10 protein-coding genes are annotated in these 14013 nt (G+C 43.8%); 5 read left to right on the top strand and 5 right to left on the bottom strand.

Annotation, left to right across the window (positions count from 1 at the left end; all coding sequences use genetic code 11):
• Positions 1-295: 295 nt before the first annotated feature.
• Positions 296-3289 (top strand): DUF6701 domain-containing protein, encoded by a 2994-nt coding sequence (locus CBX98_RS09645; protein ID WP_109169084.1) that lies wholly within the window; start codon positions 296-298, stop codon positions 3287-3289.
• Between the two features lie 65 nt (positions 3290-3354).
• On the opposite strand, the gene CBX98_RS09650 is transcribed toward CBX98_RS09645, so the two are convergent.
• The 4 genes from CBX98_RS09650 to pcp all read right to left on the bottom strand — a co-directional run bounded on the left by CBX98_RS09650 (position 3355) and on the right by pcp (position 6967).
• Positions 3355-4647, bottom strand: a complete 1293-nt coding sequence (locus tag CBX98_RS09650) for a DEAD/DEAH box helicase (protein WP_005386186.1) — start codon at positions 4645-4647, stop codon at positions 3355-3357.
• Between the two features lie 170 nt (positions 4648-4817).
• Complete coding sequence (locus tag CBX98_RS09655) at positions 4818-5804, bottom strand: GTP-binding protein (protein ID WP_017635758.1); 987 nt, start codon at positions 5802-5804, stop codon at positions 4818-4820.
• A gap of 63 nt (positions 5805-5867) precedes the next feature.
• Entirely contained in the window at positions 5868-6131 is a 264-nt protein-coding gene (locus CBX98_RS09660) for a hypothetical protein (RefSeq protein WP_005391057.1), read from the bottom strand.
• A 197-nt stretch (positions 6132-6328) separates the two neighbouring features.
• On the bottom strand, positions 6329-6967 hold the full coding sequence (pcp, locus tag CBX98_RS09665; protein ID WP_109169085.1) for a pyroglutamyl-peptidase I: 639 nt from the start codon (positions 6965-6967) through the stop codon (positions 6329-6331).
• Positions 6968-7256: 289 nt separating this feature from the next.
• On the opposite strand from pcp, the gene CBX98_RS09670 reads away from it, so the two are divergent.
• The 4 genes from CBX98_RS09670 to trpB all read left to right on the top strand — a co-directional run bounded on the left by CBX98_RS09670 (position 7257) and on the right by trpB (position 12190).
• Complete coding sequence (locus tag CBX98_RS09670; protein WP_005375646.1) at positions 7257-7505, top strand: hypothetical protein; 249 nt, start codon at positions 7257-7259, stop codon at positions 7503-7505.
• A 306-nt stretch (positions 7506-7811) separates the two neighbouring features.
• Positions 7812-8024 (top strand): cold-shock protein, encoded by a 213-nt coding sequence (locus tag CBX98_RS09675; RefSeq protein ID WP_005375644.1) that lies wholly within the window; start codon positions 7812-7814, stop codon positions 8022-8024.
• Between the two features lie 294 nt (positions 8025-8318).
• Positions 8319-10565 (top strand): ribonuclease R, encoded by a 2247-nt coding sequence (gene rnr, locus CBX98_RS09680; protein WP_109169086.1) that lies wholly within the window; start codon positions 8319-8321, stop codon positions 10563-10565.
• 401 nt (positions 10566-10966) lie between these two features.
• Positions 10967-12190 carry a tryptophan synthase subunit beta gene (trpB, locus tag CBX98_RS09685; RefSeq protein ID WP_048625224.1) on the top strand — a complete coding sequence of 408 codons (1224 nt, stop codon included), beginning with the start codon at positions 10967-10969 and terminating at the stop codon, positions 12188-12190.
• 196 nt (positions 12191-12386) lie between these two features.
• On the opposite strand, the gene CBX98_RS09690 is transcribed toward trpB, so the two are convergent.
• On the bottom strand, positions 12387-13844 hold the full coding sequence (locus CBX98_RS09690) for a DUF3360 domain-containing protein (protein WP_109169087.1): 1458 nt from the start codon (positions 13842-13844) through the stop codon (positions 12387-12389).
• Positions 13845-14013: the final 169 nt, after the last annotated feature.

The following is a 14013-nucleotide window of genomic DNA, read 5'->3' on the forward strand; positions in this document are numbered from 1 at the left end:
TTCAGAATCAGGACGCTCAAGCTACTGATTCTGAACCAACATGGTTAATTATTATCTTTTACCAACAAATAGTTACATAAATAAAGCGACTCATGTCACACTTAGCTATTGAACTAATCTCATACTTACGTTCTAATAACGCCACTATGCTTTGGTATGACATACGAAATAAAAATAGCCAAAGTTCAATAAGTAAGCGGATTAAAAACCAAAAACACCGCCGACATTTCAACTTCTGTGAACACTTGCTCACGCTCGCTTGATGCCATCTTGTTCCACTTATTTAGGACATTTGATGATGCGTCTTTGCAGTATTTTCGCTGCGGTTCTTGTTTTACCGCTAGCCTCACACGCCACCACCTATGACTTAGCAGATATCAAGTCAAACACTAATGTTGCCTTTTGTAAAAACGGAACCATTCATGTAACGGGTTCTACTTACGATTGCACTACAAATATTGTTCTCCCGAAAGGCGATCAAATTATAAATAGTAGTCAAAGCTCATCGTCTTTAACCGCTCATGGTTCCATAACACTCCGTGGGCAGAATGTCATAGGCTCAAAGGAAAGCCCTATAAACATCAAAGCTAAAGGAACTTGGTTAAAAATTAATGGTAATAGCTACGTACTAGGTAATGTCTCTGCTTTAGGTTCTATAAAAATAACTGATAGTGAAATCGAAGGAGATATAGAAACCAATGGTGTTGGTGGAAATGGCCGTTCTGTCGAGTTTCACGGAGAGCACAACGTCCTTAATGGCAACATCATTGCTCAAAGTGATGTGTACATCGAATCTGGTATGTTCTGCGGTGATATCAAATCAAAAGGAACAAAAGTAGAAATTAATCAACTGGAATCGTCGCTTTCTAATACACCAATAGTTGTGGGCAACATTAATGCTCTATCGGGGATAAATCTTAATAATACGACAGTTTTTGGTTCTTTGACATCTCAGGGACATAATGTAGATACAGGTTTTGGCACGACCAAAATATATGCGAATAAGCAAGCTATTTCGGCAATGCATTTTTCAATTAATAACTCCAATACTTCTATTTGTGGTAGTGTGACAGCCACCCTAGAATCAAGTTCAAATTTCAACCACTATTGTGGCATTGATGAACCCAATTGTGGTTACGCAAATCAAACACCAACAACTTGCCCTATTCCTTCTTATATCCCTGAATGTAAAATTACGCCTCCATCAGAGAACGACTTCGACCTAAGCGTCACACCATCGGACGATATGGCACTGATGTGCGGCGACGATCTTCCGCAATTTACAGCAACAACAACCAATAATGGAGAAGTTGTAAGCGCAGAAGTCAGTGCTGCCCTATCACACCCTGACTTGTTCACTTTAGAGGTGGTCAAAGGTCAGCAGATATTAAAAGCAAACCAATTTATGTCTGACGACAATGGTGAGCTCGTTGTTCGAGTGGTCCCGAACGATATTGATGCCATCGCGTTAGATACTAACTACACGCTGACTTTCACTATGGCAGAAGACACCAGCAAGCATCAAACGGTTAGCTTTATGTTTACGCCATTTATGTTTGAGGCCTACTCAAAGACGAAAAGCGCAACTTTAAATGAAATACGCGTTATTGCAGGTAAACCAGAAAACGTGCATACGCGATTGCTTGCTTGTGCCTCCACCGGCGAACCTGTAGTCGCAAGCAACTACAATGGTACTCCTAAGGTTTTTCATCCATTGGTTCAACCATTAGGAGGAAATGAAGGAAACTTTAGCTATTCAGCGGAATTTAAAGACGGCTTGTCTGAGCATGGTCTTATCACGAACGAGTCCGGCATATTTGAAGTGACACTGTCCGATCGTTTTGAATGTGAGGGATTTGAAGAGTGCCCAGAAGAAGGCAAAGTGGAAGTGAAAGGAACATTTAATGTGTACTCGCGACCATGGACACTGGCTATCTGTGACAACCAACGTGCTTTGCCTTCTGGCACCTCTGAACAAGGAGATGGGTTTATTGCCGCCGGAGAACTTTTCTCTCTAACAGTGAAGCCGATCATTTGGCAAACTGACGGCTCTGTAAGTGGTTCTGTTGAATCAGCACGTTATTGTGATGCCTCTATCACCCGTAATTTTATGCTTGATGACGCTCCAGCAGCATCCGTTGTCTTGTCGAGTGAGCAACATACGCCATCAGAGACAGCGAACCAAACCTCGAAATTGCTAAAAAGTAGTTACTCACTGGCTCAGGCGCATAATTCAGCTAAGAATGATCAATTCGTCTTTAATGGATTATATTGGGAAGAAGTCGGGAGCTTGAGAGTAAAAACAAACCTAGAAAGTAAATATCTAGGTATGACTGTTAACGAAGGCTATCGTTACATCGGTCGTTTTTACCCAAAATATTTTCAAGTGCAAGACCAAGAATGGCACTACCCACATGGCCAAACTTTTGCTTACATGAATCAACCTTTTGAAAAAGTCACTTACGATGTTGTCGCACTCAATGCGAATAAAGAAAACGTGAAGAACTACGTCCACTTTTCATCTAACCTTCAACAACATTTCGATTTAGGCGAGCTAAGCTCATACTCCGATCGGTTTTTGCCGCCTAAGCCTAAGAAGGTAGACTGGAAACTACTGGGTAGCGCGAGTGTTGGAACGTTTGTTATCGAGAAGCCCTCAACCAACGCGACTTGTAACAATAGCCCATGTTGGAAAAAGAACACAACCGATAAACAATACCCTGATGGTCCATTTAATAATGGGACTAACAGTGACAGCAGCAAAATAGGTATAGTCACGACTAAAGCCGTTGATGAGGTAAATTTCTTTGATAACAGCGAAGTGCTCACTCAACAACCGGACATTCGATTCGGTCGTTTGAACTTTCAAGATGTAGGTGGCAACCAAGGCATGGTGATCAAAGTGCCACTTGATGTGGAAATTTGGCAAAACGGTCGATTTACGACTAACTTCGATGACAGCTCAACAACGGCGAATGGTGAATATTACTTCAGCACGCCAATTTGGTCGCATGCGCCAACAAACAACGCCCTGCTTTCTGGCGTTGGAACGATGAGTATTGGCAGAATGACCGATATCGTTGCAAGCCAAATTGACTCAGCGCGCGAGCAAATACAATTCCACCTAGATTTAGACAGCTCAGGCAATCGCATCCCTTGGCTAAAATACGACTGGGATAGCTCTACAAGTGAAGAGGAAAACCCACCCGTCATTGTTACGTTTGGTATTCATCGAGGAAACGATCGCATTATTTATCGTGGTGAACCCAATATGCTTGGCCTAAATTAACGCGAAACGGCAAACAAAAAGAGCCCCCTCAGTTGAGGGGCTCTTTTCACACAAACTGATGTAATTTACTTTGCGCCACGACGCGCTTTCAGGCGCTTCACCATAGCAAGACGACGCTCTGCCGACCCTTGGTCTGTTGCCGACTGGTTCGGATTATTACGACGACCTTGACGATTCTTGAATGCTGGTTTTGAGTGCAGCTTTTCAATATAAGATTCACGCTGTTTTGGTTCATAGCCTGCAAGCTCAATACGGCGAATGCGTTGCTGGATTAGATTTTCAACCTGAACCACCGTGAGCTCTTCATCTCGGTTTACAAATGAAACAGCATGACCTTGTTTACCTGCACGACCCGTACGACCAATTCGGTGAACGTAATCTTCCGCTAGGAAAGGCATGTCATAGTTCACAACGTGAGGTAAGTCTTCAATATCTAGACCTCGAGCAGCGACATCGGTAGCCACCATGACACGTGCTTTACCGGACTTGAACTCTTCTAGCGCACGACGACGAGCACTCTGAGCACGGTCACCATGACAAACCACCGCTTTGATACCATCAAGTTTCAGCTCTTTTACCACTTCGTTTGCGGTCTCTTTGTAGTTCACAAATACCAACACTTGTTTCCAGTTTTTGCGACCAATTAGCTCTGAAAGCAGTTCCGTTTTTCGCTCTTGATCAACTGGATATAGCACGTGAGCAACTGTTTGTGCCGTAGTATTTGCACGCTCTACTTCGATACGTTTTGGTTTACGCAGAATGTCTTTCGCTAACAGATTTAGCTGGCTTGAAGTCGTTGCCGAAAACATCATGATTTGCGGATCTGTATCCACATCCAGCATGATCTTACGAACTGCATGAATAAAGCCCATATCCAAGATACGGTCTGCTTCATCAAACACCAAAAACTCTAAGTGTGCCACCGAGACATTACCTTGTTCGATGTGTTCTTCCAATCGACCAGGTGTAGCCACAAGGATATCAACACCATTTTCCAGTGCCGCAACCTGAGAAGACATTTTACGGCCACCGAAAATCGCCGCCACCGACAGATTGGTGTACTTCGTATAAGCTTTGATGTTGTCAGCAATTTGTTCAGCAAGCTCGCGAGTTGGAGCCAAGATAAGTGCACGAGCAGTCTTACGAGAAGCGCTACGGTTACTGTCTAACAACTGCTGAATCATAGGCAGAGAAAACGCAGCCGTTTTACCAGTACCTGTTTGTGCTGTAGCGAAAATATCATGGCCTTTGCGAGCCATTGGAATCGCCTTCTGTTGAATTGGCGTTAACTTTTCATAACCGCATTCTGCCAGTGCTTTAACCACTTCTGGCGCAAAACCTTGAGATGAAAATGACATTGAGCGTATTCCTTAAACAAACCACTAAAAATAGCTTTAAAAATTTAGCCGTGCACTATACCCGAATTTGAGTGATTTATCTCACTTTTCTCATTGAAACGCTACAAAAGCAAAAACGGCGAACGCAGACAGATTGCTGGCTCACCGTTTCCGTTTAACATTTGTTCGATTTAACGCTTGATGCCAGACAACTGAAGGAGAATTTGCTCAAGTTCATCCCATGGCAACAGCTGAGAATCTATCACTTCTAATCGTGATTCAAACCCTTCTAAGCTGATTTCATTCACCGACACGACTCGGTTGGCAACATTAAACGCGTAGCACCCCTGATCCGTGTTGACCACCGCTTTAACGCGTTCCGCCGTTAAGTCCGAAAGCATTGAGAAAAGTTTATCAAAATCAAACGTGTACTCTGCCCCAAACAACCACCCGCAGCTAAAATACCCTTGCCCTTTGTTCTCTTTGCGCACAAAGGCTTCACCTGGCGGCAACTGGAATTGAGGCTCTTGGTGAGCATGGTCATGATGATGTGACTCGATATGGGAAGAAGCGCTGCCGTAAACCCGTTCGATATCCAAGACTTCTATCGGTAACTCACCGTCATGAATAAGCTTACTGAATACTTTTGAGGGAGATTGGTCCGTCACCCAGTCATTAAACACATCAATGTCGTGACTGGTACAAAGGTCAACCTTACTGCCTATAACCACATCTGCGCTGTCTAACTGGTCCACGAAATTTTGGTTAGAAAGATATTTTTCATCACTTAAGTTACGCGGATCAACCAGAGCGATCGTCGCTTTTAGATCAACGTAAGGTTCATACTGTTCTGAGGTAAGCGTCGCGATAACCTGTTTTGGATGACCAAGGCCTGTCGGCTCAATCAATAAACGGTCCGGTTTTTGGCGCAGTAACGCGGTAATACCGACCGACATTGGCACGCCCGCCGTGCAACACATACAGCCACCCGGCACTTCTTTAATCAGCGCACCTTGGTCGGTCATCAATGCACCGTCGATGCCAATCTCACCAAATTCATTGACCAAAACCGCCCAGTTTTCGTTTTCCGGTTTGTTCTTCAGTAGATTTAAAATCGTGGTCGTTTTACCGACACCCAAAAATCCGGTCAGTATGTTGGTTGGTACTCGATTTGACATGCTTATCTCCGACACGTTAGTGCATTAATGCACCAGCAAAGTATACGGAGAATGTGACTCGCTTCAACGCTTTTTATCGCGCTCATCAAGCTCATTGCGTGATGCGTGGGTACACATTTTTTGAGAATGATCAGAGTGACTTATCAACTCTGAACGCTTCATATCAGAAAGATACATACTGGTGTAAATGACGCAGGTAAAAAACGCGATAATAGCGACTACGATGGGAAGAACTCCGAGCGTGTTTTCGAATTTAAGCGCAGCGATAGCCAATGCGAAAACAACGACAGAGATAAGTGCGATTGACTTACTTTTGTTGCTTTTCATGATAACTCGCCTTTCGTAAGGGTAGCCCCTAACACCTCCTGTATTAGGGGAACGCCAGTTTGAACAACATCCAACCTGACTATTCAATGCTACTCCTTTCGCTACTTGTGAAATTTGACAAAGCTAACATTTATTACAACATCAAACGATGAACTTATTACTAGCTTTCAGACACTTAGTGCACTGTAAAGCACTTACTAGCAAATCGACCCGCCGCTGACCAATATGTCGTTTTCATTGGCAATACAAACTTGAGCCACCAGCCTTAGCCCTTCGACTATCATCTCCAGAGACATAGAAGGCTGACTGCCACCTGCTGCTTGTTCTGGCAATAATGGGATATGAACAAACCCATGACGAATTGGTTTGTCTTTTAGATAATGTTGGATGCCATAAAAAAGGTGGTTACATACAAATGTTCCGGCACTGTTGGAAATCTGGCTAGGTATCCCCTGCTTTTGCAGCGTTTGAACAACACGCTTTATCGGCAGCGTCGAGAAGTAAGCATCTGGGCCATCAGCCACTACGGGTTCATCAATCGGTTGATGACCAGCGTTATCTGGAATACGAAAATCATCCACATTAATTGCGACACGCTCTGGGGTGATCGCGCCACGTCCGGCCGCTTGCCCAACGGTAATCACACAATCTGGCTGGTGCGCTTCTATTGCATCAATAACGGTATTCACTGACTCATGCCGAATCACAGGAACTGGGCAAGTAACGATCATGGCATCTTCTATTGCCGCAGCCTCTAATCGCTTGACCGCTTCTAAGGCGGGGTTAATGGCGTCACCACCAAAAGGTTCAAAACCGGTAATCAGGACTTTCTTCATAATAGCCTTTAGGAAAAGAGTTTCACAAATTATTGCACTCCCCTTCACCCCCATCCAATAGCAAAAGTATTGTTGACATAAACCAGGCAACATTATGTGACTCATGTCTAACCAGCGAGGGTTTTCACCTTTATTGAATCTAGACAAGTTCCGGACTATCGAGACTAACCATTGATAATTAATGGCAGGACAAGGCTCTCTCATTACATGACTCACGCAGAAACTTGGTTTCCACGCTTAACTTAGGTAGAGTACGCGACCGCAATGCAATTCGAAGAGATTGAATACAATGAATATTGATAACCATGTAATCGAAACGATTGAAGAGTTAGAGGCATTTCTGCATTTAGTAGAAAGCGGCGCTCTGGGTCTTGAAGGTGTCACTGGCGTTGCGCTAGCCACCTCTAATACCGATGGCCGTCCATTTGTTGCCGTATTAGGAGAAAAGCACCAATTGCTCCTTGGCCGCTGGGTTTCGCAGCACGTATATGACAATGGTAAAGACATCGTTCGTAACGGCCCAACCAGAAAACACTAAGCGCTCTGCACCATCTATAACACCATGCCGTCTTATACACCAAACGTATGCTTTGAAAGCAATGCGCTTGGTGTACTTAAAAATAAAAAAAGAAAAGGCTAGCCTTTATTAATTTTGTCGGTATACTGCACATCAGCTCTTACGGAAAGAGCTATTAATGTAATTAAAGATCAAAGTTTCTCTCAGTTCCACATCGAATTCCTCGTTTACGTTCCTGCGACAAAATAGTTATCTCTAAAATCATATAGTAGCACTTGATATTAGCTAAAAATTCAATATTTAAAACAATCAAATATAGAGGTATCTATGTCTAATAAATTAACTGGTTCAGTAAAATGGTTCAACGAAACTAAAGGTTTTGGTTTTATTTCTCAAGACAATGGCGGTGATGACGTATTCGTTCACTTCCGTTCTATTGTTTCTGAAGGCTTCAAAACTCTTACTGAAGGCCAAAAAGTATCGTTCGTTGTTGAACAAGGTAACAAAGGTTTACAAGCTGCTGAAGTAACTGCACTGTAATTCTTTGTGTGGCATCAACGTTGTTGGTGCCACAATCCCCTTCCACTTATTGCCGCCCTTACTATTCTCTATCTAAGTTTATATACCCAAATCACTTACCTCTCCCACACCGTCATTAATCACTTTCAATAAAGTCACTTTGGTATACATCTTTAGGTAATCACACTACCTATCTTGCAATTCCAGTTTGGAATTAAATTAATCTGATTCATATCTGAATCACTTCGCCTCATGCTTTGCTCATATAAATAAAGTTTATAAAATAAAAGCGATTGGCGAATATAAGAGAAAAAAATGAAATTAAATATATCCGCACAATCAATAAATTCTAATAATTACGAGCACATTATCCCTAGCCGAGACGTTATCCTTAGCCTATTCGATAAAGTTAAAAATCACTTAAGTCACGAGCAAATTTCTCGCTCTACTGGCTTAGATGAGAAACCACAAAAAGACGCTTTAAAAAAACGTTTACGCGCTATGGAGCGCGATGGCCAGTTGATTTTCACGCATCGCCGTGGTTATAAGAAAGTCGATCAAACCGCTTTGGTTTCTGGAAAGGTCAGCATTCACGCAGACGGCTTTGGTTTTGTCACTTACGACAGTAATGAAAAAGACCTTTTCTTACCTAAACACCAACTTACTCATGTGTTTGATGGCGATATCGTACTGGTTCTGAAAGGCAATGCTCAGCATCAAGGACGCTCAAATCATCGTTTCATCAAAATAGTGGAACGAAAAACAACCCACATCGTAGGCTTGTTAAAGAGAAAAGGTTCGAACTTCTATCTAGTGCCAGAAAGCGCGAAACTGACTCAAACCATTCATGTCACACCAAATGATCTTATCACCAAAAGTGCCGGTAAACTCGTTCATTGTAAAGTCACTGCCTATCCAGATCACAGACAATCAACAACAGTTGAAGTGGCTGAAGTATTAGGGCGTCCGGGAGAAGCGGGGATTGAAGTTAAATTGGCGTTACGTCGACATGGCATCAATGACCATTGGGATGATGAAGTTCTTCACGCTGCTTCCGCATTTGGCAATCACGTAGAAGAAAAAGACAAAACGTCACGAGTGGATTATCGAGATTTACCGTTCGTCACTATCGATGGGGACGACGCGAAAGACTTTGATGATGCCGTTTACGCATACCAAATGGACAATGGGCATTGGAAGTTATTCGTTGCGATTGCAGACGTATCTCACTACGTTCAGCCAAACGACCATTTAGATCTTGAGGCGCAATCTCGTGCAACGTCCGTTTACTTCCCCGGATACGTTGTACCAATGCTACCAGAAACATTATCTAACGGTTTGTGCTCGCTTAACCCGAATGAAGACAGATTGGTTATGGTATGTGAGATGACCTTTGACGACGAAGGTAACATGCTAGATTCAGAGTTTTCTGAAGGGATCATTCACTCGCATGCTCGTTTAACTTATAACGAAGCTTACCGTATTGTTTCCCAATCAACGGAAGCAAAAAAATACCAAGGTAAGAACCCAAAACAAAACATTAAACAGCATCTGGTGAATCTCCATCGCTTGTATTTGAACCTATCAGGTCAACGTCAAGTCCGTGGTGCCATTGATTTTGACACGCAAGAGCTTTCATTCACGTTAAACAATAAAAAGAAAATCGCGTCCATCGTTCCTGTAGTTCGAAATGATGCCCACCGAATGATCGAAGAATTCATGCTGTGTGCCAACGTTGCCACCGCTCAATTTTTGCAGCAACAAAAAATACCGAGCTTATACCGCGTGCACTCTGGTCCTCAGATGAAAAAACTGTCCTCATTAAGAATGATGCTTGCAGACAAAGGGCTAACGCTTGCGGGTGGTGATAAACCAACTTCTCATGACTACAACGCATTACTGGAACAAGTGCAAGATTTGGATGAGTGTGATGTGATTCGTACCCTACTGCTACGTTCTCAGAGTCAAGCCGAGTATTCGCCGAAGAATATGGGTCACTTCGGTTTAGCCTATGACGCATACGCGCACTTTACTTCGCCAATTCGTCGTTACCCAGACTTACTCGTTCACCGCGCCATTCGCGCTAAACTTCGAGAGCAAAAAACAGGCAAGCTACGCAGTCTGCTCATGAAACTAAAACCTATTCGTCAATTGACAGGTGCGGCGAACAACTACCCTTACGATACAAAAGTAATCGAGCAACTGAGCGTGCACTGTTCACATCAATCTCGTCAGGCAGATGAAGTGAGCCGAGAGGTTGAGTCTGCACTGAAATGTCATTACATGAAGCCATTTATTGGGCAACACTTCACGGGGAAGGTGTCTGGAGTCACACACTTCGGAGTATTTGTTGAGTTAGAGGAAAACCGGATCGAAGGTCTCATTCCTTTATCAAGTTTTCAAAATGGAGAGTTCGAATTTGATGCAGTCAAACAAAAAATTTCTAGCCAGAGCACCACGTTTACTTTAGGGACTAAAGTGCACGTATTGGTTAAAGACGTCGATTCGAAACAAAGAAAGATCATGTTCAATTTAAAAGATACAGAACACACGGTTGGTTAGTCTGTTGTAGTCTATTTTCTAACCCATTGTTCAAAAATAAAAAATAAGCTTTAGATACCGCGATTAACTTGTGACATTTCGCTGACATCAGCTCATTCTAAAACCCTAATATCTGGCAAAGGAAACGAATCTAACTTTTGTTTCCAGACACCATCGCAGAGTGTATTTCCAGCACTCTGTTTGCCTCGAGAGGTTCTTATGACAGCCTAGGATCTCTCGGGGCTTTTTTGCGCCTCTTAAATCCCTCCTTATTTTGTATCCAACCCGTTATCAACCACACAAATTGTACTTTTTAACTAGTTCACTAGATCGCGAATTCTGATTTAAGCAACTGATCACACAACCTCTTCCAAATTTTGGGTATAAAAGTATCAATACTTTCGTTAACTAGGATGTAAATAATGAAAAACTCGTTTGATCTCACCATGCCCAATGAAGAAGGATACTTTGGTGAATACGGTGGTAGCTTCGTGCCGCCGGAGCTTGAACAAATCATGCGTGACATCAACGCAGCTTATGAGGAATGCAGCAAAGATCCTGAATTTAAAGCGGAACTTGCTCGCCTGTATAAGCACTTTGTTGGACGACCTAGCCCAATCTTCCATGCAGAAAACTTGTCTAAGAAATACGGAGCAGACATCTACCTAAAGCGCGAGGACTTAAACCATACAGGCGCACATAAAATTAACCACTGCTTAGGAGAAGCCATTCTCGCTAAAAAGATGGGTAAGAAGAAACTGATTGCTGAAACTGGCGCAGGGCAACATGGGGTCGCGCTTGCGACAGCCGCCGCACTGGTCGGCTTAAAGTGCGATATTTACATGGGTGAAGTTGATATTGCCAAAGAGCACCCGAATGTCGTCCGTATGAGAATCCTTGGTGCCAATGTCATCCCTGCTACTCACGGGCGCAAAACTCTCAAAGAAGCGGTTGATTCTGCCTTCGAAGCCTACCTAAAAGATCCTGACACACAACTTTATGCGATAGGCTCTGTCGTTGGCCCTCACCCATTCCCTAAAATGGTACGAGATTTCCAATCAATTATCGGTAACGAAGCACGAGTTCAATTCAAAGAAATGACAGGTAAGCTACCCAATAATCTCGTTGCATGTGTTGGGGGTGGATCTAATGCGATGGGGCTATTTACTGCTTTCTTAGACGATGAACAAGTCGCCATTCACGGCGTCGAGCCCGCGGGCCGCTCTTTGCAAAAGGTTGGCGAGCACGCTGCAACACTCACACTCGGTGAGCCAGGTATTATGCACGGATTTAAGTCTTACATGCTTAAAGATGAGCAAGGCGAACCACAGGAAGTCTATTCTGTAGCAAGTGGCTTAGATTACCCATCGGTTGGGCCTCAGCATAGTTACTTAAAAGACATTGGCCGTGTCAATTACGGCTCAATCACTGATGACGAAGCAATTGATGCATTCTTTGAACTGTCTCGCGAAGAGGGGATTATTCCAGCGATTGAATCCTCACACGCTGTCGCTTACGCGATTAAACTCGCGAAGCAAGGAGAAACTGGCTCAATTCTGATCAACTTATCCGGTCGCGGTGACAAAGACATTGATTTTGTCGTTGAACACTACGGCGCAAAATACGGCATTGAATCAATCATTTAGTCCCTGCTTGGTAGGCTAAATGTCTATACAAAAAGCTACCTATTACTAGGTAGCTTTTTGTTTGCGCCTTACTTTCCCTACATGCGCTTTGAAGGCTTAACTACACAGTCCAAACCTTTTACTTTTGAGAAATAGGCATAGCTTGAGAAAGCCATCTTACTTACCACTCCAACTAGTCCTTTAGAACATAATTCGATTAACCGACCAGAGCAGGAATACCCGGAAGCTGACCAACGACAGCAAGGGAGCCTGCACAGACGATAAATGCAGTACCAGGAATCAGGTATTTATCTTTTCTCGAGAGTTCGTTGGCACGCTCATGGTCGCCGATAAGTCCAAGGTTATCCAGTAGCATCGTGATTGCCCAGCCAAAGACTGGATTAACGAATGCACAGGCAAAAATACAGATACCGGCACTGAGTGAATCTTTATGCTTGTGGATCATCTGCATACCCGCTTCAAGAAGTGGTAAGAATACACCGACAATCAAAGCAACGCGCAGAACAGGCTCCCACATCGCTAGATCCATAGGGTAACCAATTACCGCGGCGGCAATACACATGAAACCCGTTAACAGTGCGCCACCTGGAATAGGACGTTTAGCAATTGCGGCTGGAATCATGTACGTTCCCCAAGAAGAAGCTAGGTTTCCGCCACCTAATAGTGAGCCAACTCCCTGACGAACAGACGCTCCGACCATCGTGTCGTCGACATCCATGAGTACGCCTTTTGCTTCTTTTGGGTAGTTAAGTTCTTGAAACACACGATGGCCGAGATAATCAGGGGACCACATAGCGACTGCCAGTAGCGCAAATGGAGTCACGGCAATAAAGTGCTCTAGGGTTGGCCAGCCTAGCTGCCAGCCTGTATCTTCACCCCACCAGTAGAATGGACTGAAATTAGGCAGGCCCGGTTCTGTGGTAAAAGCAAACTCAGCGCCCATCAAATAAGCAACAATACCCGCGAGTGCAGAACACAGTGGAATTGCCAACCAACGCTTGTTGATCTTAGCTAGATAGGCATAAACCATAACCGTTAGACCAATGACAACAAACGAAATGTAACCTTGGTCTGTACTTGCAGCCCACGCCTCAGTCTTATTAATTTGTCCGAGCAACCCAACAGCGCCTAGGTAGATCAATAACCCTCCTCGAACTCCAATGCCAGTCAAGGTCATGAGTTTAGAACCGCCTTTAGTCAAAGCGAGAATTAAGCCAAAAGCACATACCATCAAGCCAAGCGCCAGAGGATGCCCTCCTGCAGCAGCAATCATGGGAATCAGCGGTATCATTGGGCCGTGGGTACCGGCTAGGTTTGCATTCGGGTTTAGGATGGCAGAAAACAAAATAACGAACAGAGCACCCGCGATAAGCAATTCGTAACGCACGTTTTCTGCAACGAACTCCGGAGATAAACCGAACTGAGCAGCAAAGGCAGCAACCATGGCGGTGACCATCACCACTTTACCAATGGTTGCGGCTAATGCAGGCACCCAGTCTTCGATTTCAATACTGTAATCACGTGATGGCAAATGAATACCCCAGCGACGAAAGCTCATGATGGTTAAATCATGGTTTAGAAAGTCTTCACGACTTTCAAATTCATGCGGTTTTTTGCGCACATCCCTGTAAAAGGTCTTACTTGAGTCAGACATTGAGCTATCCTTTGTTATATTTCAACGTTGAACTATGCCAACTAGAGTTTCGCTTGGTATACAGACCAATACGAGACAACACCCACATCAAACATCGAGACCACACCAAGAAAGCGGTATGGCTAATTTTTGATTTGAACCTATTAAGCATGTGTTGCTATCGGTAGGA

Origin of the sequence: Vibrio sp. T9 (assembly GCF_003123985.1) — a bacterium.
Lineage (GTDB): Bacteria > Pseudomonadota > Gammaproteobacteria > Enterobacterales > Vibrionaceae > Vibrio > Vibrio diabolicus.

Coding starts and splice junctions, on each gene's coding strand:
- CBX98_RS09660 (WP_005391057.1), bottom strand. CDS start 6,131: ATGAAAAGCAACAAAAGTAAGTCAATCGCACTTATCTCTGTCGTTGTT.
- pcp (WP_109169085.1), bottom strand. CDS start 6,967: ATGAAGAAAGTCCTGATTACCGGTTTTGAACCTTTTGGTGGTGACGCC.
- CBX98_RS09690 (WP_109169087.1), bottom strand. CDS start 13,844: ATGTCTGACTCAAGTAAGACCTTTTACAGGGATGTGCGCAAAAAACCG.
- rnr (WP_109169086.1), top strand. CDS start 8,319: ATGAAATTAAATATATCCGCACAATCAATAAATTCTAATAATTACGAG.
- CBX98_RS09655 (WP_017635758.1), bottom strand. CDS start 5,804: ATGTCAAATCGAGTACCAACCAACATACTGACCGGATTTTTGGGTGTC.
- CBX98_RS09675 (WP_005375644.1), top strand. CDS start 7,812: ATGTCTAATAAATTAACTGGTTCAGTAAAATGGTTCAACGAAACTAAA.
- CBX98_RS09670 (WP_005375646.1), top strand. CDS start 7,257: ATGAATATTGATAACCATGTAATCGAAACGATTGAAGAGTTAGAGGCA.
- CBX98_RS09650 (WP_005386186.1), bottom strand. CDS start 4,647: ATGTCATTTTCATCTCAAGGTTTTGCGCCAGAAGTGGTTAAAGCACTG.
- trpB (WP_048625224.1), top strand. CDS start 10,967: ATGAAAAACTCGTTTGATCTCACCATGCCCAATGAAGAAGGATACTTT.
- CBX98_RS09645 (WP_109169084.1), top strand. CDS start 296: ATGATGCGTCTTTGCAGTATTTTCGCTGCGGTTCTTGTTTTACCGCTA.